The organism is Enterobacter cloacae complex sp., assembly GCF_900322725.1.
Lineage (GTDB): Bacteria > Pseudomonadota > Gammaproteobacteria > Enterobacterales > Enterobacteriaceae > Enterobacter > Enterobacter quasihormaechei.
This window is the reverse complement of record NZ_LT991957.1, coordinates 994,936-1,018,022: the sequence shown is the minus strand read 5'-3', so window position 1 is coordinate 1,018,022 and position 23,087 is coordinate 994,936. Positions and strand designations below refer to the sequence as shown.

General features: G+C 57.0%; 17 protein-coding genes. 12 read left to right on the top strand and 5 right to left on the bottom strand.

What is annotated here, in order from left to right:
- Positions 1-16: 16 nt before the first annotated feature.
- The 5 genes from rlmD to eno all read left to right on the top strand — a co-directional run bounded on the left by rlmD (position 17) and on the right by eno (position 7,698).
- A complete protein-coding gene (rlmD, locus tag DBR02_RS05200; protein ID WP_107533625.1) occupies positions 17-1,315 on the top strand; it encodes a 23S rRNA (uracil(1939)-C(5))-methyltransferase RlmD in 1,299 nt (432 codons plus the stop codon).
- Positions 1,316-1,366: 51 nt separating this feature from the next.
- On the top strand, positions 1,367-3,598 hold the full coding sequence (relA, locus tag DBR02_RS05195) for a GTP diphosphokinase (protein ID WP_063451905.1): 2,232 nt from the start codon (positions 1,367-1,369) through the stop codon (positions 3,596-3,598).
- A 66-nt stretch (positions 3,599-3,664) separates the two neighbouring features.
- Positions 3,665-4,456, top strand: a complete 792-nt coding sequence (gene mazG, locus DBR02_RS05190) for a nucleoside triphosphate pyrophosphohydrolase (protein ID WP_107533624.1) — start codon at positions 3,665-3,667, stop codon at positions 4,454-4,456.
- A 223-nt stretch (positions 4,457-4,679) separates the two neighbouring features.
- Positions 4,680-6,317: a glutamine hydrolyzing CTP synthase gene (gene pyrG / locus DBR02_RS05185; RefSeq protein ID WP_063451903.1), complete on the top strand. Its 1,638-nt coding sequence runs from the start codon at positions 4,680-4,682 to the stop codon at positions 6,315-6,317.
- An 82-nt stretch (positions 6,318-6,399) separates the two neighbouring features.
- Positions 6,400-7,698: a phosphopyruvate hydratase gene (gene eno / locus DBR02_RS05180; protein WP_013098515.1), complete on the top strand. Its 1,299-nt coding sequence runs from the start codon at positions 6,400-6,402 to the stop codon at positions 7,696-7,698.
- A gap of 52 nt (positions 7,699-7,750) precedes the next feature.
- Here the strand turns inward: eno and DBR02_RS05175 are convergent, their stop codons facing one another.
- Positions 7,751-8,575, bottom strand: a complete 825-nt coding sequence (locus tag DBR02_RS05175; protein WP_107533623.1) for a MurR/RpiR family transcriptional regulator — start codon at positions 8,573-8,575, stop codon at positions 7,751-7,753.
- A gap of 168 nt (positions 8,576-8,743) precedes the next feature.
- Here DBR02_RS05175 and DBR02_RS05170 point away from each other — a divergent pair, with 168 nt between their 5' ends.
- Genes DBR02_RS05170 through queE form a run of 3 tightly spaced genes read left to right on the top strand, consistent with a single transcriptional unit; the run spans position 8,744 to position 11,736 of the window.
- A complete protein-coding gene (locus DBR02_RS05170) occupies positions 8,744-10,303 on the top strand; it encodes a PTS transporter subunit EIIC (protein WP_063451901.1) in 1,560 nt (519 codons plus the stop codon).
- On the top strand, positions 10,303-11,010 hold the full coding sequence (locus DBR02_RS05165; protein WP_107533622.1) for an N-acetylmannosamine-6-phosphate 2-epimerase: 708 nt from the start codon (positions 10,303-10,305) through the stop codon (positions 11,008-11,010). The genes DBR02_RS05170 and DBR02_RS05165 overlap by 1 nt, the downstream gene beginning before the upstream one ends.
- A 54-nt stretch (positions 11,011-11,064) precedes the next feature.
- Complete coding sequence (queE, locus tag DBR02_RS05160) at positions 11,065-11,736, top strand: 7-carboxy-7-deazaguanine synthase QueE (RefSeq protein ID WP_107533621.1); 672 nt, start codon at positions 11,065-11,067, stop codon at positions 11,734-11,736.
- A gap of 17 nt (positions 11,737-11,753) precedes the next feature.
- On the opposite strand, the gene DBR02_RS05155 is transcribed toward queE, so the two are convergent.
- The gene (locus tag DBR02_RS05155) at positions 11,754-13,151 is read right to left on the bottom strand and encodes an MFS transporter (RefSeq protein ID WP_107533620.1); all 1,398 of its coding nucleotides are present in this window, start codon (positions 13,149-13,151) and stop codon (positions 11,754-11,756) included.
- A gap of 26 nt (positions 13,152-13,177) precedes the next feature.
- Positions 13,178-14,347 carry a M20 aminoacylase family protein gene (locus tag DBR02_RS05150; protein ID WP_107533619.1) on the bottom strand — a complete coding sequence of 390 codons (1,170 nt, stop codon included), beginning with the start codon at positions 14,345-14,347 and terminating at the stop codon, positions 13,178-13,180.
- Positions 14,348-14,518: 171 nt separating this feature from the next.
- Between DBR02_RS05150 and DBR02_RS05145 the strand changes: the two genes are divergently transcribed.
- Entirely contained in the window at positions 14,519-16,873 is a 2,355-nt protein-coding gene (locus tag DBR02_RS05145; RefSeq protein WP_107533618.1) for a helix-turn-helix domain-containing protein, read from the top strand.
- On the opposite strand, the gene queD is transcribed toward DBR02_RS05145, so the two are convergent.
- Entirely contained in the window at positions 16,858-17,223 is a 366-nt protein-coding gene (gene queD / locus DBR02_RS05140) for a 6-carboxytetrahydropterin synthase QueD (RefSeq protein WP_006811776.1), read from the bottom strand. The two genes, DBR02_RS05145 and queD, sit on opposite strands and share 16 nt — an antisense overlap.
- Before the next feature lie 303 nt (positions 17,224-17,526).
- Here queD and cysJ point away from each other — a divergent pair, with 303 nt between their 5' ends.
- From cysJ to cysH, 3 genes are all read left to right on the top strand, one after another.
- Positions 17,527-19,332, top strand: a complete 1,806-nt coding sequence (cysJ, locus tag DBR02_RS05135) for an NADPH-dependent assimilatory sulfite reductase flavoprotein subunit (RefSeq protein ID WP_107533617.1) — start codon at positions 17,527-17,529, stop codon at positions 19,330-19,332.
- Positions 19,332-21,044, top strand: a complete 1,713-nt coding sequence (gene cysI / locus DBR02_RS05130) for an assimilatory sulfite reductase (NADPH) hemoprotein subunit (protein ID WP_107533616.1) — start codon at positions 19,332-19,334, stop codon at positions 21,042-21,044. Before cysJ ends, cysI begins: the two co-directional genes overlap by 1 nt.
- A gap of 99 nt (positions 21,045-21,143) precedes the next feature.
- A complete protein-coding gene (cysH, locus tag DBR02_RS05125) occupies positions 21,144-21,878 on the top strand; it encodes a phosphoadenosine phosphosulfate reductase (protein WP_003862694.1) in 735 nt (244 codons plus the stop codon).
- Positions 21,879-21,971: 93 nt separating this feature from the next.
- Here cysH and DBR02_RS05120 read toward each other — a convergent pair whose 3' ends face one another.
- Positions 21,972-23,015 (bottom strand): aminopeptidase, encoded by a 1,044-nt coding sequence (locus DBR02_RS05120; protein ID WP_107533615.1) that lies wholly within the window; start codon positions 23,013-23,015, stop codon positions 21,972-21,974.
- Between the last annotated feature and the right edge of the window lie 72 nt (positions 23,016-23,087).

Sequence of the window (23,087 nt, the reverse complement as noted above, 5' to 3'; positions counted from 1 at the left end):
GAGAACAATCTCGGCGATGGCGCAATTCTACTCTGCAAAACGACGCGTGACGACGCGTCAGATCATAACTGTTGAAGCCACGGACCTCGATCCTTTCGGTCAGGGGGTGGCGCGTCATAACGGCAAGACGCTGTTTATCACCGGTTTGCTGCCCGGAGAGCGCGCAGACATTACGCTGACGGAAGACAAACGTCAGTATGCACGCGGCCAGGTTAAGCGCCGTCTTAACGATAGCCGGGAACGCGTGACGCCTCGCTGCCCCCATTTTGGCGTCTGCGGTGGCTGTCAGCAACAGCATGCCAGCACAGAATTACAGCAAAAAAGTAAAAGCAGCGCGCTGGCCCGCCTGCTAAAACATGACGTCAGTGACATTGTGGCTGACCAGCCGTGGGGCTACCGTCGCCGCGCTCGCCTGAGCCTCAGCTATCAGCCAAAAACCGAACGGCTGGAGATGGGTTTTCGCAAGGCTGGCTCCAGCGATATCGTCTCCATCACGCAGTGCCCTGTTTTGGTGCCCCAACTTGAGGCGCTGCTCCCGGCTGTGCACCACTGTCTTGCATCGCTGGACGGGGTGCGTTCGCTGGGGCATGTCGAACTGGTGCTGGCTAACAGCGGCCCGCTGATGGTGTTGCGCCACACCGCACCGCTCTCACCGGAAGATCGCGAAAAACTGGAACGCTTTTCGCATCCTCATGAGCTTGCGCTTTTCCTTGCGCCGCAAAGCGAGATACTTGAGCAGGTCAGCGGAGAAGCGCCCTGGTATGCGTCAGACGGACTACGCTTAACGTTCAGCCCACGGGATTTTATCCAGGTCAACGATGGCGTAAACCAGCAGATGGTGGCGAATGCGCTGGCATGGCTTGACGTCCAGCCCACCGATCGGGTGCTCGATCTGTTCTGCGGTATGGGGAACTTTACCCTGCCGCTGGCCCGCAAAGCAGCAAGCGTGGTCGGCGTGGAGGGCGTTGAGGCGCTGGTGGCGAAAGGCCAGGAGAACGCCAGGCAGAACGGCTTGCAAAATGTGACATTCTTTCATCAAAATCTTGAGGATGATGTCACGCGGCAACCGTGGGCTAAGCAGGGCTTTGATAAGATCCTGCTCGATCCGGCGCGCGCGGGTGCGCCGGGCGTGATGCAACATATAATTAAACTCGCGCCTGAACGCGTGGTCTATGTTTCCTGTAATCCGGCGACGCTCGCCCGTGACAGTGAAGCATTATTGAGCGGGGGTTACCAGATTCGGCGTCTGGCAATGCTGGACATGTTCCCGCACACTGGACATCTGGAATCGATGGTGTTGTTCGAGCACATCTAATGAGTTTGGCTTGTCGACTTCGACAGGCCCTTGTCCCTAAAGGAGAGGACGATGGTTGCGGTAAGAAGTGCACATTTAAATAAAGCTGGTGAGTTTGACCCTCAAAAATGGATCGCAAGTCTGGGGATTTCCAGCCAGCAGTCGTGTGAACGCTTAACCGAAACCTGGGCCTATTGTTTACGCACAACGCAGGGGCATCCGGACGCTGAACTGCTGTTGTGGCGCGGCGTGGAGATGGTCGAAATTCTGTCCATGCTGAACATGGATATCGAAACGCTACAGGCCGCACTGCTGTTCCCCCTGGCGGATGCGAACGTGGTGACGGAAGACGTGCTGCGTGAAAGCGTCGGCCAGTCCGTCGTGGCGCTCATCCACGGCGTGCGCGATATGGCCGCCATCCGTCAACTGAAGGCCGCGCAAACGGATTCTGTCTCTTCCGAGCAGGTGGATAACGTCCGCCGGATGCTGCTGGCGATGGTGGATGATTTCCGCTGCGTGGTGATCAAGCTGGCGGAACGGGTAGCTCATCTGCGCGAAGTGAAGGATGCGCCGGAAGACGAGCGCGTCCTCGCCGCCAAAGAGTGTACGAATATCTATGCGCCGCTGGCGAACCGTCTGGGGATCGGGCAACTGAAGTGGGAGCTGGAAGATTACTGCTTCCGCTACCTGCATCCGGCGGAATACAAACGCATTGCAAAACTGCTGCACGAACGCCGCATCGACCGCGAGCACTATATCGATGAATTTGTCAGCGGGCTGCGCCAGTCGATGAAAGAGGAGAATGTGCGCGCCGAGGTCTACGGGCGTCCGAAGCACATCTACAGCATCTGGCGCAAAATGCAGAAGAAACACCTCGCCTTTGACGAGCTGTTCGACGTGCGCGCCGTACGTATCGTGGCGGAACGTTTGCAGGACTGCTACGCCGCGTTGGGGATCGTGCACACCCATTTCCGTCATCTGCCGGACGAGTTCGACGACTATGTCGCGAACCCGAAACCGAATGGCTATCAGTCCATCCACACCGTGGTGCTCGGCCCTGGCGGCAAAACGGTGGAAATTCAGATCCGTACCAAACAGATGCACGAAGACGCCGAGCTGGGCGTGGCGGCGCACTGGAAATACAAAGAGGGCACCTCCGGCGGCGGTCGCTCCGGTCACGAGGATCGTATCGCCTGGCTGCGTAAGCTGATTGCGTGGCAGGAAGAGATGGCCGACTCTGGCGAAATGCTCGATGAAGTGCGCAGCCAGGTCTTCGACGATCGCGTCTACGTCTTTACCCCTAAAGGGGATGTTGTTGATTTACCAGCAGGCTCCACGCCGCTCGATTTCGCCTACCACATTCACAGCGACGTGGGGCACCGTTGCATCGGGGCGAAGATCGGCGGGCGCATCGTACCGTTTACCTACCAGCTACAGATGGGTGACCAGATTGAAATCATCACCCAGAAGCAGCCAAACCCAAGCCGCGACTGGCTTAATCCGAACCTCGGTTACGTTACCACCAGCCGCGGGCGCTCTAAAATTCACGCCTGGTTCCGCAAGCAGGATCGGGACAAGAATATCCTTGCTGGTCGCCAGATCCTTGACGACGAGCTGGAGCATATCGGGATAAGCCTGAAAGAGGCGGAGAAATTCCTGCTGCCGCGCTACAACTTCAACGAGCTGGACGAGCTGCTGGCGGCCATTGGCGGAGGTGATATTCGCCTGAACCAGATGGTGAACTTCCTGCAAGCGCAGTTCAACAAGCCAAGCGCGGCAGAGCAGGATGCCGCAGCGCTGAAGCAGCTCCAGCAGAAAACCTACGCTCCGCAGCAGCGCAGCAAGGATAATGGCCGCGTGGTGGTCGAAGGGGTGGGTAACCTGATGCACCATATTGCCCGCTGCTGCCAGCCTATCCCGGGGGACGATATTGTCGGCTTCATCACGCAGGGGCGCGGGATCTCGATTCACCGCTCCGACTGTGACCAGCTTGCAGAGCTGCAATCGCATGCGCCGGAACGTATTGTGGAAGCCGTCTGGGGGGAAAGCTACTCGGCCGGCTACTCGCTGGTGGTGCGCGTTACCGCCAACGACCGCAGCGGCCTGCTGCGCGACATCACCACTATTCTCGCTAACGAGAAGGTCAACGTGCTGGGTGTTGCCAGCCGCAGCGATACCCGCGAGCAGCTTGCCACTATCGATATGACCATCGAAATCTACAACCTTCAGGTGCTGGGCCGCGTGCTCGGCAAACTGAACCAGGTGCCGGATGTGATTGACGCGCGTCGTCTGCACGGCGGCTAAACATCCTCTTCTGTAGGCCGGGCAAGGCTTCGCCGCCACCCGGCATTTTGACATCAGGACAGAACTATGACTCAAATCGACCGCCTGCTCGGCATCATGAAGCGTCTTCGCGACCCGGAAAACGGCTGCCCGTGGGACAAAGAGCAGACTTTCGCCACCATCGGGCCTTACACGCTGGAAGAGACTTACGAAGTGCTGGACGCGATTTCGCGCGAAGATTTCGACGACCTGCGCGGCGAGCTGGGCGACCTGCTGTTCCAGGTGGTGTTCTACGCCCAGATGGCGCAGGAAGAGGGGCGCTTTAACTTTGACGATATCTGCGCCGCTATCAGCGACAAGCTGGAGCGTCGTCATCCGCATATCTTTGGCGACGCCACCGCAGGCAACAGTGCGGAAGTGCTGGCGCGCTGGGAGCAGATTAAAAGCGCCGAACGCGCTGAAAAATCTCAGCACTCGGCGCTGGACGACATTCCCCTGAGCCTGCCCGCGCTGATGCGCGCCCACAAAATTCAAAAGCGCTGCTCGGCGGTAGGATTTGACTGGCACTCTCTTGGCCCGGTGCTGGAAAAAGTGCACGAAGAGATCGACGAAGTGATGCACGAAGCGCAGCAGGCCGTTGTGGATGAAGCAAAGCTGGAAGAGGAGATGGGCGATCTGCTGTTTGCGACCGTCAATCTTTCGCGCCATTTAGGGGTAAAAGCGGAAACGGCGCTGCAAAAAGCGAACATTAAATTCGAACGACGCTTTCGCGAAGTGGAGAGGATTGTGGCCTCGCGCGGCCTGGAAATGAGCGGCATTGACCTTGAGGCGATGGAAGAAGTCTGGCAGGAAGTAAAACGCCAGGAACATGATCTCTAACGAAATTTTGCGATCAAGCGCAATTTGTGTGATTTTTTAAATGACAAGCGCTTGATTTGCGTCAAAAACATTTACCCAAAAGGGGCTATTTTCTCACTCCTTATGTTTGTCATGGCCTGGGAAGGAGACGGAGAATGAAAGTTTGTGGCGCTCGTCGTGTTCGGGTATACTACTTTCCCGTCCTGGTTATTCCATCGTTTCACCCTAACTTCTCAGGTTCAGCATGACAACGAACTATATTTTTGTGACCGGCGGGGTCGTATCCTCTCTGGGTAAAGGCATTGCCGCAGCCTCCCTCGCAGCCATTCTTGAAGCCCGTGGCCTCAATGTGACCATGATGAAACTGGATCCGTACATCAACGTCGATCCTGGCACCATGAGCCCAACCCAACACGGGGAAGTGTTCGTTACTGAAGACGGCGCTGAAACCGATCTGGATCTTGGCCACTACGAGCGTTTCATCCGTACCAAAATGACCCGTCGTAACAACTTCACGACTGGCCGTATCTACTCTGACGTGCTGCGTAAAGAGCGCCGTGGTGACTACCTGGGCGCAACCGTGCAGGTTATCCCACACATCACTAACGCTATCAAAGAACGCGTCCTTGCCGGTGGCGAAGGGCACGACGTTGTGCTGGTTGAAATCGGCGGTACCGTAGGGGATATCGAATCCCTGCCGTTCCTCGAAGCGATTCGTCAGCTGGCGGTAGATATTGGACGCGAACACGCGCTGTTCATGCACCTGACGCTGGTGCCATACATGGCAGCCGCGGGTGAAGTGAAAACCAAACCGACTCAGCACTCCGTTAAAGAGCTGCTCTCTATCGGTATTCAGCCAGACATCCTGGTTTGCCGCTCCGATCGCGCGATTCCGGCGAACGAACGTGCGAAAATTGCATTGTTCTGTAACGTGCCTGAAAAAGCCGTTATTTCAATGAAAGACGTCGATTCCATTTATAAAATCCCGGGCCTGTTGAAATCTCAGGGTCTGGACGATTATATTTGTAAACGATTCAGCTTGAACTGTCCGGAAGCTAACCTGTCTGAATGGGAGCAGGTGATTTACGAAGAAGCCAATCCGGGCGGCGAAGTGACTATCGGTATGGTCGGTAAGTACATTGAACTGCCGGACGCCTATAAGTCAGTTATCGAAGCGCTGAAGCACGGTGGTCTGAAGAATCGCGTCTCCGTGAACATCAAGCTGATTGATTCGCAGGATGTTGAAACGCGCGGCGTCGAAATTCTGAAAGATCTGGACGCTATCCTCATCCCTGGCGGCTTCGGCTACCGCGGTGTTGAAGGCAAGATCGCCACTGCACGCTATGCGCGTGAAAACAATATTCCATACCTCGGCATCTGCCTGGGTATGCAGGTTGCGCTGATTGAATTTGCGCGCAACGTAGCGGGAATGGAAAACGCGAACTCTACGGAATTTGTGCCAGACTGTAAGTACCCTGTCGTGGCGCTGATTACGGAATGGCGCGACGAAGACGGTAACGTCGAAGTCCGTACCGAGAAGAGCGATCTGGGTGGCACTATGCGTCTTGGCGCACAGGCCTGCCAGCTGTCCGACGATAGCGTAGTTCGCCAGCTGTACGGCGAGCCGGTCATCACCGAGCGCCATCGTCACCGCTATGAAGTCAACAACATGTTGTTGAAACAAATTGAAGCTGCGGGCCTGCGTGTTGCGGGCCGCTCCGGGGACGATCAGTTAGTCGAGATCATCGAAGTGCCTAACCATCCGTGGTTCGTTGCTTGCCAGTTCCACCCGGAATTTACTTCAACGCCGCGTGACGGACATCCGCTGTTTGCCGGCTTCGTGAAAGCCGCCAGCGAGTACCAGAAGCGTCAGGCGAAGTAAAAAAAGTTAGAACGGCAACGCGTACCCCTGGTACGCGTTGTTTGTCTGGAGTTTTAGTTTAACTTGTACTGAGGAAAATCTAATGTCCAAAATCGTTAAAGTCATCGGTCGTGAAATCATCGACTCCCGTGGTAACCCGACCGTTGAAGCCGAAGTTCATCTGGAAGGTGGTTTCGTCGGTATGGCAGCAGCTCCATCAGGTGCTTCTACAGGTTCCCGCGAAGCGCTGGAACTGCGTGATGGCGACAAATCCCGTTTCATGGGCAAAGGCGTACTGAAAGCGGTTGGCGCTGTTAACGGTCCTATTGCTCAGGCTATCATTGGCAAAGATGCCAAAGATCAGGCTGGCATCGACAAGATCATGATCGATCTGGACGGTACTGAAAACAAATCTAACTTCGGTGCGAACGCAATCCTGGCGGTTTCCCTGGCGAACGCCAAAGCAGCCGCGGCTGCTAAAGGTATGCCACTGTTCGAGCACATCGCTGAACTGAACGGCACCCCAGGCAAATACTCCATGCCTGTACCAATGATGAACATCATCAACGGTGGTGAGCACGCAGACAACAACGTTGATATTCAGGAATTCATGATTCAGCCAGTTGGCGCGAAAACCCTGAAAGAAGCGGTTCGTATGGGTTCTGAAGTGTTCCACAACCTGGCTAAAGTTCTGAAAGCTAAAGGTATGAACACTGCTGTTGGTGACGAAGGTGGCTACGCGCCAAACCTGGGTTCTAACGCAGAAGCGCTGGCTGTTATCGCTGAAGCGGTTAAAGCAGCAGGCTACGAGCTGGGCAAAGACATCACCCTGGCGATGGACTGTGCAGCATCTGAATTCTACAAAGACGGTAAATACGTTCTGGCTGGCGAAGGCAACAAAGCGTTCACCTCCGAAGAGTTCACTCACTTCCTGGAAGACCTGACCAAACAGTACCCAATCGTGTCTATCGAAGACGGTCTGGACGAGTCTGACTGGGATGGTTTCGCATACCAGACCAAAGTACTGGGCGACAAAATCCAGCTGGTTGGTGACGATCTGTTCGTAACCAACACCAAGATCCTGAAAGAAGGCATCGAGAAAGGCATCGTTAACTCCATCCTGATCAAATTCAACCAGATCGGTTCTCTGACCGAAACGCTGGCTGCGATCAAAATGGCGAAAGACGCTGGCTACACCGCTGTTATCTCTCACCGTTCTGGCGAAACTGAAGACGCGACCATTGCCGACCTGGCTGTGGGTACCGCTGCTGGCCAGATCAAAACCGGTTCTATGAGCCGTTCTGACCGTGTTGCTAAATACAACCAGCTGATTCGTATCGAAGAAGCGCTGGGCGAAAAAGCACCATACAACGGCCGTAAAGAGATCAAAGGTCAGGCATAAGCCCGAGCTTTCATTTCAATAAAAAAACCCGCTTCGGCGGGTTTTTTGTTTTCTATAACAGAAGCGGCAGCGTTGCGCTGGCCGTTTGCTGACTCACCTCGCCGTAACGGCCATCGATGGCGATAAGGGAAGTGGTAAGCAGCTCGATAAGCAGCATGACGCCAACTTTGGCATTCAGCGCACCCGCGCTCAGCGGCCCCTCGGGCTTTGCCGCAACCAGCTGCATATCGCTGAGGGACGCCAGCGGGCTGCGTGGCGTATTGCTGAGCGCCAGCACCTGCACGCCGCGCTTGCGGGCTAGCTTCACGACATGGAGTAAATCGCGGGTCGATCCCGAACTTGAGATAGCGACCACCAGCGTCTCGTCAGACAGCGTTGCCGCATTCATGGCCGCGCGATGCATATCGCTAAACAGCTGCGCGGGTTTGCCCAGCCGCAGGAGCTTGTAATGCAGATATTCCCCGAGGATCGCGCTGGCGGCCACCCCGTAAATCTGCACCGACCGCGCCTGATGCAGCGCCTGCGCGGACTTTTCCAGCAGCGCTCTGTCGAGGAGCCTGGCGGTATCCTGTAGCGCCTGCACGGATTCATCCACGACGTTATCGATTTCATCCCCGGCCTGACGTGCGGGCTGGCCCTGCTGAATATCCAGCGCCAGCGCCATTTTAAATTCGTTATATCCCTTACAGCCCAGCGTCCGGCACAGGCGCGTCACGCTGGCTTCGCTGGTGTGACTTTCGCGCGCCAGCTCGGTGATCGTCAAATACAGCACCCGCGCAGGATCGTTAAGAACAAACTCCCCCAGCTTTTGTTGCGTCGGGCTGTACCCGGAAGCCTCCTGGCGTAACTTCAGCAGCAGGTTTTCATGGTCTGACATGCTAGATCCTTAATGCGTTTCTCTGTCGACTAGTGTGGCGGAAAGCGGGGGAGAGATGCCAGCGATTTCGAAAAAGTATGATCCGCCTCCTGGATTTGTGATGATAATTTTCACTTTTAATTTTTATTGTGATAAAAATTTTCATCATTACACCAGGGGATGAAAAAAATGATGCACATGTTCAGCGGCGCTTCTTCCGGCGGATGGTTTGAAAAAGCGCAGCGCTTCGGCAAATCGTTTATGCTGCCCATCGCCGTTTTGCCGGCGGCGGGGCTATTACTGGGGATCGGCGGTGCGCTGTCGAACCCCAATACCCTCACGGCCTACCCATTTTTAAACGTGGGCTGGCTACAGGCCATCTTCACCATCATGAGCAGTGCGGGTTCGATTGTGTTTGCGAACCTGTCCGTACTGTTCGCCGTTGGGGTTGCCGTTGGGTTAGCGAAAAACGATAAAGGCACGGCGGGGCTGGCGGCCCTGCTCGCGTTTCTGGTGATGAACGCCACCATCAACGCCCTGCTGATCCTGACCGGAAAGCTGGCCCTTGAAAATCCGGGTGCCGCAGGGCAGGGTATGACGCTGGGCATTCAGACGCTGGAAACCGGCGTGTTTGGCGGCGTGGTTATTGGTCTGGTAACTTGCGCGCTGCACCATCGGTTTAACAAAATCGCGCTTCCGCAGTTCCTGGGCTTCTTTGGCGGCTCGCGCTTTGTTCCGATTATCAGCTCGCTGGCGGCGATACTCGTCGGGGCGCTCATGACCGTTGTCTGGCCGCACTTCCAGAAGCTGATCTTTGGCCTCGGCGGTCTGGTGGACGCCACCGGCTATCTGGGCACCCTGCTGTACGGTTTTATCCTGCGCATGCTTGGCCCGTTTGGTCTGCACCACATCTTTTATCTGCCGTTCTGGACCACCGCGCTTGGCGGCAGTGAAATCGTTAACGGACACCTGGTTGAGGGGACGCAGCGGATCTTCTTCGCTCAGCTCGCCGACCCGAACACCCAGCACTTCTATGAGGGCACGTCGCGCTTCATGTCCGGGCGCTTTATCACGATGATGTTTGGCCTGCTCGGCGCCTGCCTGGCGATGTACCACACGGCTAAACCCGAGAACAAAAAGCGCGTTGCCGGGCTGCTGCTGTCAGCGGCGTTAACCTCTTTCCTGACGGGCATTACCGAGCCCATCGAGTTCTCATTCCTGTTTATTGCGCCGGTGCTGTACGTCATTCATGCGCTGTTTGACGGGCTGGCGTTTATGCTCGCGCACATGCTGCATATCACCATCGGGCAAACCTTCTCCGGCGGCTTTATTGACTTTGTGCTGTTCGGCATTTTGCAGGGGGAGGCGAAAACCAACTGGATGTTCGTCCCGCTGGTGGGCGTGCCGTGGTTCTTCCTCTACTACGTTACCTTCCGCTATCTGATTAACCGCTTTGATTTCGCCACGCCGGGCCGTGAAAGGGAAGCGGTGGCCGACGCCGAAGCCTTACCGCAAAGCGAGCGCGCCGCAGCGGTGATCGCCGGGCTGGGCGGCAAAGACAATCTCGAGGACGTTGACTGCTGCGCCACGCGGCTTCGCGTCACGGTAAAAGAGGGCAGCAGGGTGAATGAAGCGGCCCTGAAAGCGACCGGCGCGCGCGGCGTCATCGTACGAGGTAACGGCGTTCAGGTCATCTATGGCCCGCACGTCACCATCATCAGGAACGAAGTGGAAGAGATGTTATCGTAATGAAAACTGTACTGAATACCCTGAAGGGGAAGCTGGTTGTCTCCTGTCAGGCGCTGGAAAACGAACCCTTACACAGCCCGTTTATTATGTCGCGAATGGCGCTGGCGGCGGCGCAGGGCGGGGCCGCTGCGATCCGCGCCAACAGCGTGGTGGACATTGAGGCGATCAAAGGGCTGGTTTCGCTGCCGGTGATCGGCATCATCAAGCGGGACTATCCCGATAGCGAGGTGTTTATCACCGCGACGATGAAAGAGGTGGATGAGCTGATGGCGGTCGCGCCGGACATCATCGCGCTGGACGCGACCGCCCGTAACCGTCCCGGCGGGGAGACTCTGGAGGCGCTGATCGGGCAGATCCGCGCCCGTTATCCCTCGCTGCTGCTGATGGCTGATATTTCCACCGTGCAGGAGGCCGTGACCGCGCAGGCGCTTGGTTTTGACTGCATCGGAACCACGCTCTACGGCTACACGGCGGAAACGGCGGGCCATTCGCTTCCGGAGAATGACTGCGCGTTTCTGAAAGCGGTGCTGGCGGCCGTTACGGTTCCGGTGATTGCGGAGGGCAACGTGGACACTCCAGAGCGTGCGGCAAAATGCCTGGCGCTGGGGGCGCATACGGTGGTTGTCGGGGGCGCAATCACCCGGCCACAGCAAATCACTGGGCGTTTTATGGCAGCGATAGGCGCGCAAAGCACCGATGGAGCATGATCATCCGGCGGGGATCTGCGATACTTATCGTTTATCCCCTTAACTGAGAAGATTATGCAGTACCCGATTAACGAGATGTTCCAGACCCTGCAAGGCGAGGGTTACTTTACCGGCGTTCCCGCTATTTTTATTCGTTTACAGGGATGCCCGGTTGGCTGCGCCTGGTGTGATACCAAACATACGTGGGATAAGCTCGCAGATCGGGAAGTGTCGCTGTTCAGCATTCTGGCGAAAACCAAAGAGAGCGATAAATGGGGGGCGGGCAGTGCGGAAGATCTGCTGACCATTATTGGTCGTCAGGGCTGGACGGCGCGCCACGTCGTCATCACCGGCGGGGAACCCTGCATTCACGATCTGATGCCGCTCACCGAGCTGCTCGAAAAGAACGGCTATAGCTGCCAGATCGAAACCAGCGGCACCCATGAAGTGCGCTGCTCCCATTCAACGTGGGTAACGGTTTCACCGAAGGTGAATATGCGCGGCGGTTACGACGTGCTGTCGCAGGCGCTTGAGCGCGCAGATGAAATTAAGCACCCGGTAGGGCGGGTGCGCGACATTGAGGCGCTGGATGAACTGCTGGCAACGCTGTCGGACGAAAAGCAGCGCGTGATTGCGCTTCAGCCCATCAGCCAGAAAGACGATGCGACCCGTCTGTGCATTGAAACCTGTATCGCCCGCAACTGGCGGCTGTCGATGCAGACGCACAAATATCTGAACATTGCCTGATGTTTCCGTGGCCCCGCTTAACGCGGGGCTTTTGACTTTGGCAGTAATGCCCAGGTCACGACGGCCGACCCAAGGCAAATCGCACTGTTGAAAAGTAAGGCATACTGCGCGGCGCTGGCCGCTCCCATCGGCAGCCACAGGGCGTACAGCGATGCGGTGACCGCAATACCCATAGCCCCGCCCAGAGAGCTGCCCATCTTATAGATCCCTGAAGCTACGCCCACCTTATTTTCAGGCGCATTCATCACCGCCGTGTCCGTTGAGGGCGTGGCGTAACATCCTAGCCCCAGCCCGAATAAAATGTTGCTCAGAAAAACGGTGACGATGTAGACCTCTTTGCTTAAAAAGGTGCATGAAATTAACGTGATACCCGTTGCGGTCAGCAGCGGGCCGGTCATCATCGGCAGCCTCGCGCCGTAGCGCTGAAGCAATTTTTCACCCACCCGGATCATCGCCAGTACGGTGACCAGATACCCCAGCGTCATCATGCCGGTCTGTAGCGGTGACAGATGATGCCCTTGCTGTAACCAGATGCTGGCGATCATCATGGTGCCAATGCAGCCGTTGAGCAGGAAGTTTGAGCATACCGAGGCGCTGTAGGCCCGGTTTTTAAACAGGGCAAAGTCAATCAGCGCCGCATCGCCTTTCCGTCGTCCGGTAATGACAAAGCACATCAGTGCAATCACTGCGCCAGACAGCACCAGAAGCGATACACCACTGCTCCAGCCCCAGCCGTGTCCTTTGCTGATAAACAGATTAAAGAGCACCAGCATAAGAACAAAACTCACCAGGCCGCTGATATCCAGCTTGTGTCGACACGCATCAGGGCTGCGGCTTTCCGGGGTGGCGCGGATAAGCAATAGCGCGGCCAGAGCCACCACCATGGAGAAAATAAAAATCCAGCGCCAGCCCAGCGTGGTGGCGATGGCACCCCCCACAAACGAGCTCAGGCCACTGCCGCCCCAGGAGCCGATAACCCAAAAGCTGATGGCGCGTTGGCGTGCTTTACCGTCATACCAGGTCTTAATCAGCGCCAGCGTGGCGGGCATGATGCAGGCCGCTGACAGCCCCTGTATCGCTCTTCCCAACAGAAACAGGACGGGCTCCCATGAAATGAACAGCAGACCGCTCCCGATAATGCTCAGGAACAGGCCCGTCATGGTCAGGCGCACGCGCCCAAACTTATCGGCAAACCCACCGCAGGCAACGACGAAGCAGCCGCTGAACAACGCGCTCAGGCTGACGGCGAGCGTGAGGGTTTCGAGGGCAATATCGAGGCTATTCTGCATGGCCGGAACAACGTTGATAACTGACTGGGCAAAGAGCCAGAATGTCAGAACGCTCATGACGATACCGGCCAGCAGCCGATCGTTACCGGCGTAGGCGGAGGTGCCTGTCAGGGAAACGGTACTCATAATGTGCCCTCCCGGGAAGGTGCGAATCAGCGCAGATAGTGTTCGGTCAGTGCGGCCCACAGCGCCGCGCCGGTGAGGAGAATGTTGTCGTTAAAGTCGTAGCCCGGGTTATGCACCATGCAGCGGTCAGGCTCATCCCCGGCGCCAAGCGTGAAATAGCACCCATTGGGATTTTTCTCGAGCATGAATGCAAAGTCCTCGCTGCCCATAAACGCATTCACCTCCGCGACGGAATCCTGACCGAACAGATCGGTGGCGACGCTGCGCACCATCTCGTTGGCTTGCGGATTGTTTTTCAGCACCGGGCTGCCGTTAATGTGACGGATGGTGGCCGTAGCATTGAAGCTTTCTGCCTGCGCAACGGCAATATCGTGGATGCGCTGTAGCACGGTTTGCCGCACGCGTTCATCCAGCGTGCGCACGGTCAGTTTCATCAATACTTTGTCGTTGATAATGTTGGGCGCGTGCCCGGCCTGAATGCTGCCTACGGTAACGACGGCAGGCTGGAAGGGGGTGATGTTGCGCGAAACAACCGACTGCAAAGCGACAGTGATATGGCAGGCAACCAGAGTGGCATCAACGGTATGTTCTGGCACCGCGCCGTGACCACCCACGCCGTTAACCTCAATATGTAGGGTGTCGGAAGAGGCCATCATGGCGCCATCGCGCAGACCAATTTTTCCGACGGGCTGTGACGGCATATTGTGAAGGCCAAAAATATGGTCGCAGGGGAACAGGTCAAACAAGCCATCCTCCAGCATGACGCGTCCGCCATACAGAAGCTCTTCCGCCGGCTGAAAAATAAGGTGCAGCGTGCCGTTAAAATTGCGGGTGCGCGCCAGGTACTCCGCTGCATACAGGAGCGTAGTGGTGTGGCCGTCATGACCGCAGCCGTGGAACTTACCTTCATCGGTGCTGCTCCACGCCTTGCCGCTGTTTTCCTGCATTGGCAGTGCGTCCATATCGGCGCGCAGGCCCAGGCGTTTATGCCCGTTACCCACCTTCAGCGTGCCGACCACGCCGGTTTTGGCCAGGCCTCGATGGACCTCATAACCCCATTCCTGGAGCAGCGCCGCCACGCGATCGCTGGTGTTGCGCTCTTCAAAACCAATTTCAGGATGCTGATGAAAATAGCGGCGTAGTTCAGTGAACTGAGCTTCATTGCCGCGCAGGGCTTCGATGATTGGATGTGTCATTTTTGTTATCCCTTTTATGCCAAACGGTGATAATTTCGAGTCTATGACGATCGTACCGCCTGAAAATGCCCTTTTTTGTTGTAAATCGACGGTTTTGTTTTGATTGTTTTTCATACAATTCAGTTATGACAAAAAAGAGCAGGTCATTATTTGTCTTTGGTGAGGAAGAGGATGGAGCAGCGGGGAGATGAATTCCGGGTAGAGATTCAGGACATTCGCCAGTGCGTGGAGGATGAAGGCGATACGCTGACGTTGCTTTGGGTGCTGGAAGGGCGGGCAGAGCTGAGCACCGATGTGGGGCGTGAGATCCTGGAGGCCAATAGCCTTGCCATCATCAACCGTCACCGGCGCTGGCAGTTCACGAGTGAAACGGCCAACGTCACCCTGCGCGTGACCCTTGCCGGGCGCTGGGTCGTCCAGCTCTGCAAGGATTTTTTTGCCCATGATTATGCCGTACCGGCAGAAGCCGGAGGCGTCTGGCCGCAGTGCGATGCACTTCGCGATCTGTTGCGCCAGCTCTTGGTGGTCACGCTCATCAACGATCCGCACCGCTACCGGCTGGAGGCGTACCGCTGGCTGAGCGAGATATTACTGTTGCTGACCAGCCGGTTTCAGCAGCCCGCCCGTATGCTGCCCCGTGAACTTTCCTCTGTGCACAGTAAACGCATCGCCCGGGTGATAGAGCGAATCAATGCCAGTTATACCCGCCGCATTACGCTTGCGGAAATCGCCGCGAGTGAATATGTCTCTGAAGCCTGGCTTTCTCGTCTCTTTCGAAAGGAGGTGGGGAGCAGTTTCATGCAGTACATCACCGCCCTGCGGCTGGAAAAGGCGGCTGATGCTCTGCGCCTGACCAATCGGCCGCTGCACCAGATTGCGCTTGAGCAGGGGTTCGCCAGCACGCGCATGATGAGCGATCGGTTTCGGCATGCATACAATATGTCCCCGGGTGAGTTTCGTAAGGCCCGACGCCAGCACCCGGAGGCCGCACGCGTTCGTACGGACAGGCGTGAGCTGCATCATCCGGTCCCCGTGGACAAGCTGTTCAGCCTGCTCAATGAACCGGAGGCGCGCGGCTGGGGATCCTCGCCGCTCATCGTTCACCCGCAGCAGGAGCAGAGGCTGGATCTGGAGCTGCTTAACCCTCTCTCCGCCTCGCTGCGCCGTATGCGGGTGGTCATTACCCTGCGCGAGCTCGACGATTTGCTGCGTGAGGACGTTCGTCATAATCTGGAGGCCATCGGTGAAACCCTGACCATTGAGGGCATTGATATCGCCGAGCCTTTTCTGAGCAGCCGTCTGTTTGCCGCAGGGTGGGATGACGCGCAGCGGGCGGGCTACGCCTGCTGGTACAATCTGCATCAGATCTTCACCTGGCTGGCGAAAAAACAGTGGACGGTACTGCTCCACACCGGCGTAACGACCCGTCGCGATCTTCTTACCCGCTTTTTACACCGGTCAGTTAATCATTTTTCGCCAGAGGTCACCGCGGGCTGGCACTTTGTGATGCACTGGTCAGCCCAGGCGAGTGAGGAGGCCCGGGAACAGGTCTGGCTGGCGCAGCAAAAGGTAATACGAACCTGGCTTCCGCAGGCAAAGTTTGGTTTATGGCACCGATTTTCACCCGTCAACGCGGGCGTGGGCGACGATACCCTGTTCAGCTCAGCCATTCTGATGCAGGCCGATTTTCTTGCCTGTTCGGCCGATGCCAATGAACTTCTCGATCCGGCGCAGGGGGAGCCAAACGATCTCTCCTCCACGGAGAATTACCCGATACTGAAGATCCGCCAGATCCTCGCCGCCCTTCGCCTGCGCAAATGTTCGCTTCCGGTCTGGCTTCTCTCCTGGAATACCCTCACCGGCAGTACGCGGGCAACAAACGGCTGGTTTTTTCGGGGGGCGCTGCTGATGCAAAACCTGATCGGACTTTCGGAGCAGGTCTGGCTGGCGGGATTCTGGCTAGATTCGGGTCTTCAGGGCGAAGCCCGCGCGAACGACACTATTGATACATCAAGCCTTGCGCTACAGTATAACCATGGTCTGCCGCGTCCTGTTTATTGGGTACTCTGGCTCTGGCAACGTCTGCGGGGCGAGGTGCTGGTAAACGACGGGCGTGTTCTGCTCACGCGCCATCACAATGGTTACCAGCTGCTGCTGCGCAATGTGGTGGTTTTTAATCCGCTCCTTTCCAGTGAAGAAGCCTTCATCCAGCGCTTTCGCCAGCAGTATCATTTACACCTGAAGGGAATGCGCGGGAAATGGCGAATCAAGTGCCATCTTTTTGATCGGCACAACGGCGCGCTCTATCCATTGCTTGAAGGTATCGGCAGCGAAAGCGGCCCTGACGAAGAGATGTGGCGCTGGATAGCCCATAAAGCGCGTCCAACGCTTTCTGTACGCGATGAACGCCTTTTTGACGGCTGGCAAATGACGGAATCACTGGAGAGTAATGCGCTGGTGCTCTACGAGTTTACGCCGCTCGTGCCGCTTGAGGGCGACACGGAGGAGATTCACTCCCCGCGATAGACGCAGCCTGCGGTACAGGTCTCTTTAATCATGACCGCGCTCAGCAGCGGCACCAGCGGCTTCATCTGATCCCAAATCCATTTCGCCAGCACTTCGCTGGTTGGGTTTTCAAGGCCCGGAATATCATTCAGATAGTAGTGATCAAGACGATCGTAGGTCGGCTTAAACGCGGCTTTCAGTTCGGCGAAGTCCATGATCCAGCCCGTATGGGGATCGACTTCACCGGTGATTTCAAGACGCACCATAAACGAATGTCCGTGCAGGCGGCCACATTTGTGCCCGGCAGGAACGTGTGGAAGGTGGTGTGCGGCTTCGAAGGTGAAATCTTTAAACAGTGTGGTGGACATCATAGCTCTCAGGAATGCGGAAAAAACCGCCGCATAGTACCGGAAAGCACAATTTTTATCATTAACTAAAACGGCTCTGAACGGTCACCGCCTTGTATTCCCGGCGTTTATCGGCTTTAGTTCTTTTATTTCAATTATTTATTTAATCGCTTTTATCGTTAAGAACGATAACTAAAACAGGTTAGTCCATTTGGTTATTTATTATTTCCATCCCTTCTTTAATTGTTATTATCCCCGCCGTTAACCTTATCTTCAGTTTGGATTTATTCGCTTAAAGTCCGCTTTGCTACTGGAACATAACGACGCATGACAACACAGGCCCCACCTTCAAATTTGCTTCCCCTAAACCCGGAGCAGCTGGCGCGCCTACAGGCCGCGACTTCCGATTTTTCACCCACCCAGCTCGCCTGGGTTTCCGGCTATTTCTGGGGAATGCTGAACCAGCAGCCGGGTGCCGTGGCTGGCGTACCGCCAACTGCCGTTGAAATTCCTGCCATCACGCTGATCTCTGCCTCGCAAACGGGCAATGCTCGTCGCGTGGCCGAAGCGCTGCGTGATGACCTGCTCGCCGCGAAGCTGAACGTAAACCTGGTGAACGCCGGGGATTATAAATTCAAACAAATCGCGTCAGAAAAGCTGCTGGTGGTTGTCGCCTCAACGCAGGGGGAAGGTGAGCCTGCGGAAGAAGCCGTCGCGCTGCACAAGTTCCTGTTCTCGAAAAAAGCGCCAAAGCTGGAGGGCACGGCCTTTGCCGTGTTCGGCCTCGGCGATACGTCCTATGAATTCTTCTGCCAGTCCGGTAAAGACTTCGACAGCAAGCTGGCGGAGCTGGGCGCCGAGCGCCTGCTGGATCGCGTAGACGCTGATGTGGAATACCAGGCCGCCGCTGCCGAATGGCGCGCGCGCATCGTTGAGGTGCTGAAAGCCCGCGTCCCGAAAGAGACGCCGGCGCAGGCTGCCGTTACCGCAGCGGGCACCGTCAACGAGATCCACACCAGCCCTTACACCAAAGAGAGTCCGCTGACGGCGAGCCTGTCGGTGAACCAGAAAATCACAGGACGTGATTCGGAAAAAGACGTGCGCCATATTGAGATCGATCTTGGCGATGCCGGCGTGCGCTATCAGCCTGGCGACGCGCTGGGCGTCTGGTATCAGAACGATCCGGCGCTGGTGCAAGAGCTCGTCGAGCTGCTGTGGCTGAAAGGCACCGAGCCGGTCTCCGTTGAAGGCAAAACGCTGCCGCTTTCCGAGGCGCTCCAGTGGCATTTCGAACTGACGGTTAATACCGCTAACATCGTGGAAAACTACGCCACCTTAACGCGCAGCGAGTCCCTCCTGCCGCTGGTGGGGGACAAGGCGAAGTTACAGCATTACGCCGCGACAACCCCGATTGTCGATATGGTGCGTTTCTCCCCGGCACAGCTGGATGCCGACGCGCTGATTGGCCTGCTGCGTCCGCTGACGCCGCGCCTTTACTCCATCGCCTCCTCTCAGGCTGAAGTGGAAAGCGAAGTCCACATCACCGTCGGCGTGGTGCGTTACGATATCGAAGGCCGCGCGCGGGCGGGCGGGGCGTCGAGCTTCCTTGCCGACCGCGTGGAAGAAGAGGGCGAGGTGCGCGTCTTTATCGAGCACAACGACAACTTCCGCCTGCCGGCGAACCCGGAAACGCCGGTGATCATGATTGGTCCGGGCACCGGCATCGCGCCGTTCCGCGCCTTCATGCAGCAGCGTGCGGCAGACGGCGCACCGGGTAAAAACTGGCTGTTCTTCGGCAACCCGCACTTTACCGAAGATTTCCTCTACCAGGTGGAGTGGCAGCGCTACGTCAAAGACGGCGTGCTGACCCGCATCGATCTGGCCTGGTCCCGCGATCAGAAAGAAAAAGTCTACGTACAAGACAAACTGCGCGAGCAGGGCGCAGAGCTGTGGCGCTGGATCAATGACGGTGCCCACATTTATGTCTGCGGCGACGCCAATCGCATGGCGAAGGACGTTGAGCAGGCACTGCTGGAAGTGATTGCCGAATTCGGCGGTATGGATGCCGAAACGGCGGATGAATTTTTAAGTGAGCTGCGCGTAGAGCGCCGTTATCAGCGAGATGTCTACTAATGAGCGAAAAACATCCTGGCCCACTGGTGGTCGAAGGCAAACTGACTGATGCCGAGCGCATGAAGGTAGAGAGCAACTACCTGCGCGGTACCATTGCCGAAGATTTGAATGACGGCCTGACCGGCGGTTTTAAAGGTGACAACTTCCTGCTGATCCGTTTCCACGGGATGTACCAGCAGGACGACCGCGATATCCGCGCCGAGCGTGCTGAACAGAAGCTGGAGCCGCGTCACGCAATGCTGCTGCGCTGTCGTCTGCCGGGTGGGATCATCACCACGAAACAGTGGCAGGCGATCGACAAGTTTGCCCATGACAACACGATTTACGGCAGCATCCGCCTGACCAACCGTCAGACCTTCCAGTTCCACGGCATTCTGAAGAAGAACGTGAAGCCGGTTCACCAGATGCTGCACTCCGTGGGCCTGGACGCGCTGGCGACCGCCAACGACATGAACCGTAACGTGCTCTGCACCTCGAACCCGTACGAGTCCGAGCTGCACGCCGAAGCGTATGAGTGGGCGAAGAAAATTTCCGAGCACCTGCTGCCGCGCACCCGCGCCTACGCGGAGATCTGGCTCGATCAGGAAAAAGTCGCCACCACCGATGAGGAGCCGATCCTCGGCCAGACCTATCTGCCGCGTAAGTTCAAAACCACGGTGGTGATCCCGCCGCAGAACGACATCGATCTGCACGCCAACGACATGAACTTCGTGGCGATTGCGGAAAACGGCAAGCTGATCGGCTTTAACCTGCTGGTGGGCGGCGGTTTGTCCATCGAGCACGGTAACAAGAAAACCTACGCCCGCACCGCGACCGAGTTCGGTTTCCTGCCGCTGGAGCACACCCTGGCCGTGGCGGAAGCGGTGGTCACTACCCAGCGCGACTGGGGTAACCGTACCGACCGTAAAAACGCGAAAACCAAGTACACTCTGGAGCGCGTGGGCGTTGAAACGTTCAAAGAGGAAGTGGAGCGTCGTGCGGGGATCACGTTTGAGCCGATCCGCCCTTATGAATTTACCGGCCGCGGCGATCGCATCGGCTGGGTGAAAGGCATCGACAATAACTGGCACCTGACGCTGTTCATCGAAAACGGACGTATTCTGGATTATCCGGGCCGTCCGCTGAAAACCGGCCTGCTGGAAATCGCGAAGATCCACAAAGGCGAGTTCCGTATCACCGCTAACCAGAACCTGATCGTCGCCAGCGTGCCGGAAAGCGAAAAGGCGAGAATTGAAGAGCTGGCGCGCGAGCACGGGTTGATGAACGCGTTGAAGCCGCAGCGTGAAAACTCCATGGCCTGCGTATCGTTCCCGACCTGTCCGCTGGCGATGGCCGAAGCCGAGCGTTTCCTGCCGTCATTCACCGACAAAGTGGAAGCGATTCTGGAAAAACACGGCATTCCGGACGAGCATATTGTTATGCGCGTGACGGGCTGCCCGAACGGCTGTGGTCGCGCGATGCTGGCCGAGCTGGGGCTGGTGGGTAAAGCGCCGGGTCGCTATAACCTGCACCTGGGCGGTAACCGTATCGGCACGCGCATCCCGCGTATGTTCCGCGAGAACATCACCGAGCCGGAAATTCTCGATTCCCTCGACGTGCTTGTCGGGCGCTGGGCAAAAGAGCGCGAAGCGGGTGAAGGCTTCGGAGACTTTACGGTACGCGCGGGTATCATTCGCCCGGTGCTCGATCCCGCACGGGATTTCTGGGAGTAATCCATCCTTTGCCCAGTGGCGCTTCGCTTACCGGGCCTACGGGTTTTGTAGGCCGGGCAAACGCAGTGCCGCCCGGCGAAACAGGCAAACGAGGTTCTTATGTCCGTACTCGATCTAAACGCCCTGAATGCGCTGCCAAAAGTCGAACGCATTCTGGCCCTGGCAGAAACCAACGCCCAGCTGGAAAAGCTCGACGCCGAAGGGCGCGTGGCCTGGGCGCTGGAAAATCTGCCGGGAGACTACGTGCTCTCGTCGAGCTTTGGCATTCAGGCGGCGGTCAGCCTGCATCTGGTGAATCAGATCCGTCCGGACATTCCGGTGATCCTCACCGATACCGGCTACCTGTTCCCGGAGACCTACCAGTTTATCGACGAGCTGACGGACAAGCTCAGGCTGAACCTGAAGGTTTATCGCGCAACGGAAAGCGCGGCATGGCAGGAGGCGCGTTACGGCAAGCTGTGGGAGCAGGGTGTTGAGGGCATTGAGAAATACAATGAAATCAACAAAGTCGAGCCGATGAACCGGGCGCTGAAAGAGCTGAACGCCCAGACCTGGTTCGCCGGCCTGCGCCGCGAGCAGTCCGGGAGCCGCGCAACCTTACCGGTACTGGCTGTGCAGCGCGGCGTGTTCAAAGTGCTGCCGATCATCGACTGGGATAACCGCACGGTGTATCAGTACCTGCAAAAACACGGGCTGAAGTACCATCCGCTGTGGGATCAGGGCTACCTGTCAGTGGGGGATACGCACACCACGCGCAAATGGGAACCGGGAATGGCCGAAGAAGAGACGCGATTCTTTGGGCTGAAGCGCGAGTGCGGGCTGCACGAAGGGTAATGTTTTTTCGCCCGGTGGCGCTGCGCTTACCGGGCCTATAACGGCACGAAACGTAGGCCCGGTAAGGCGTAACCGCCACCGGGCTTAACGACATCAGGCTTTGCCCGCTTTCGCCAGCTCCTTCACCAGCGGCAGCATCACTTTCACGACATCCCGGCTGCGGTGCTCAATCCGCTGCGGCAGCGTTTTATCAATGTGCTGCTGATTATCCAGCCGCACGTCATGCCAGCTGGTCCCGTTCGGGAACGCCTTTGATTTGGCGCGCTGCTGATAGCCGTCCTTTTTGCCCAGCGTCCAGTTCGTCGCCTCGACGTACAGCACCGGGATGCCGGCCTTATCAAACACTTCACCGTCATTACAGCAGCCCGTGCCTTTTGGATAATCCGGATTACCGCCCGGGTTTGTCGCGGCATAGACGCCATGCGAACGGGCAAGCGCCAGCGCGCGGTCGCGGGTGAGTTTACGCACGCTGCTCGGCGTGCTCTGTCCGCTATTAAAATAGAGCTTATCGCCAACGATCAGATTATCGAGGTTAATCACTAACAGCGTATTTTTCTTCTCCGCAGGGCTCATACGTTTGAGGAGATTCTCAGCGCCGAGTTTTCCTTCTTCTTCGCCGCTGGTCGCCACAAAGCGAATGCTGTATTCCGTTGGAATATTCTTCAGCCGTTCGGCCAGCTCAAGCATGACGCCCAGCCCTGCCGCATTGTCATCCAGCCCCTGAAGCGTCAACCCGCCGAGGTTATTGTCAATATCGGCGTCGCTCATCGGGGCGTAGGTATCAAGATGCGCCATGATGATAATCTGCTCAGCCGCTTTCCCCTCATGCGCCGCAATCACCGTGCTGCCGGTCACGTTATGCCAGTTTTGCGTTTTATTCCGTGAGGTAAAGATGTAGCGGCTGTGAAAAGCGCGAATGTTGCTTTCGTAGCCCATATCCGCAAACTGCTGACGAATATAGTCTGCCGAGAGCATTTCGGCTGGGGTGCCGGTCATGCGGCCCGGAAAGACAGTCGCAATATGCCGTGCCTGCATACTGGCTATTTCACCGTAAGATTGATTTTTTGCCTGAGCCGGAAGGATAAAGCAAACGCCGAGCGCCAGGGCAACGAATCGGTGGCGCATTGCGGAAAACATAGTGAGTCCTTAAAAACAGAGCAAAATTTTAACCCGCATAGTATGAAACTGTGATCGGGTAGACACAATTTG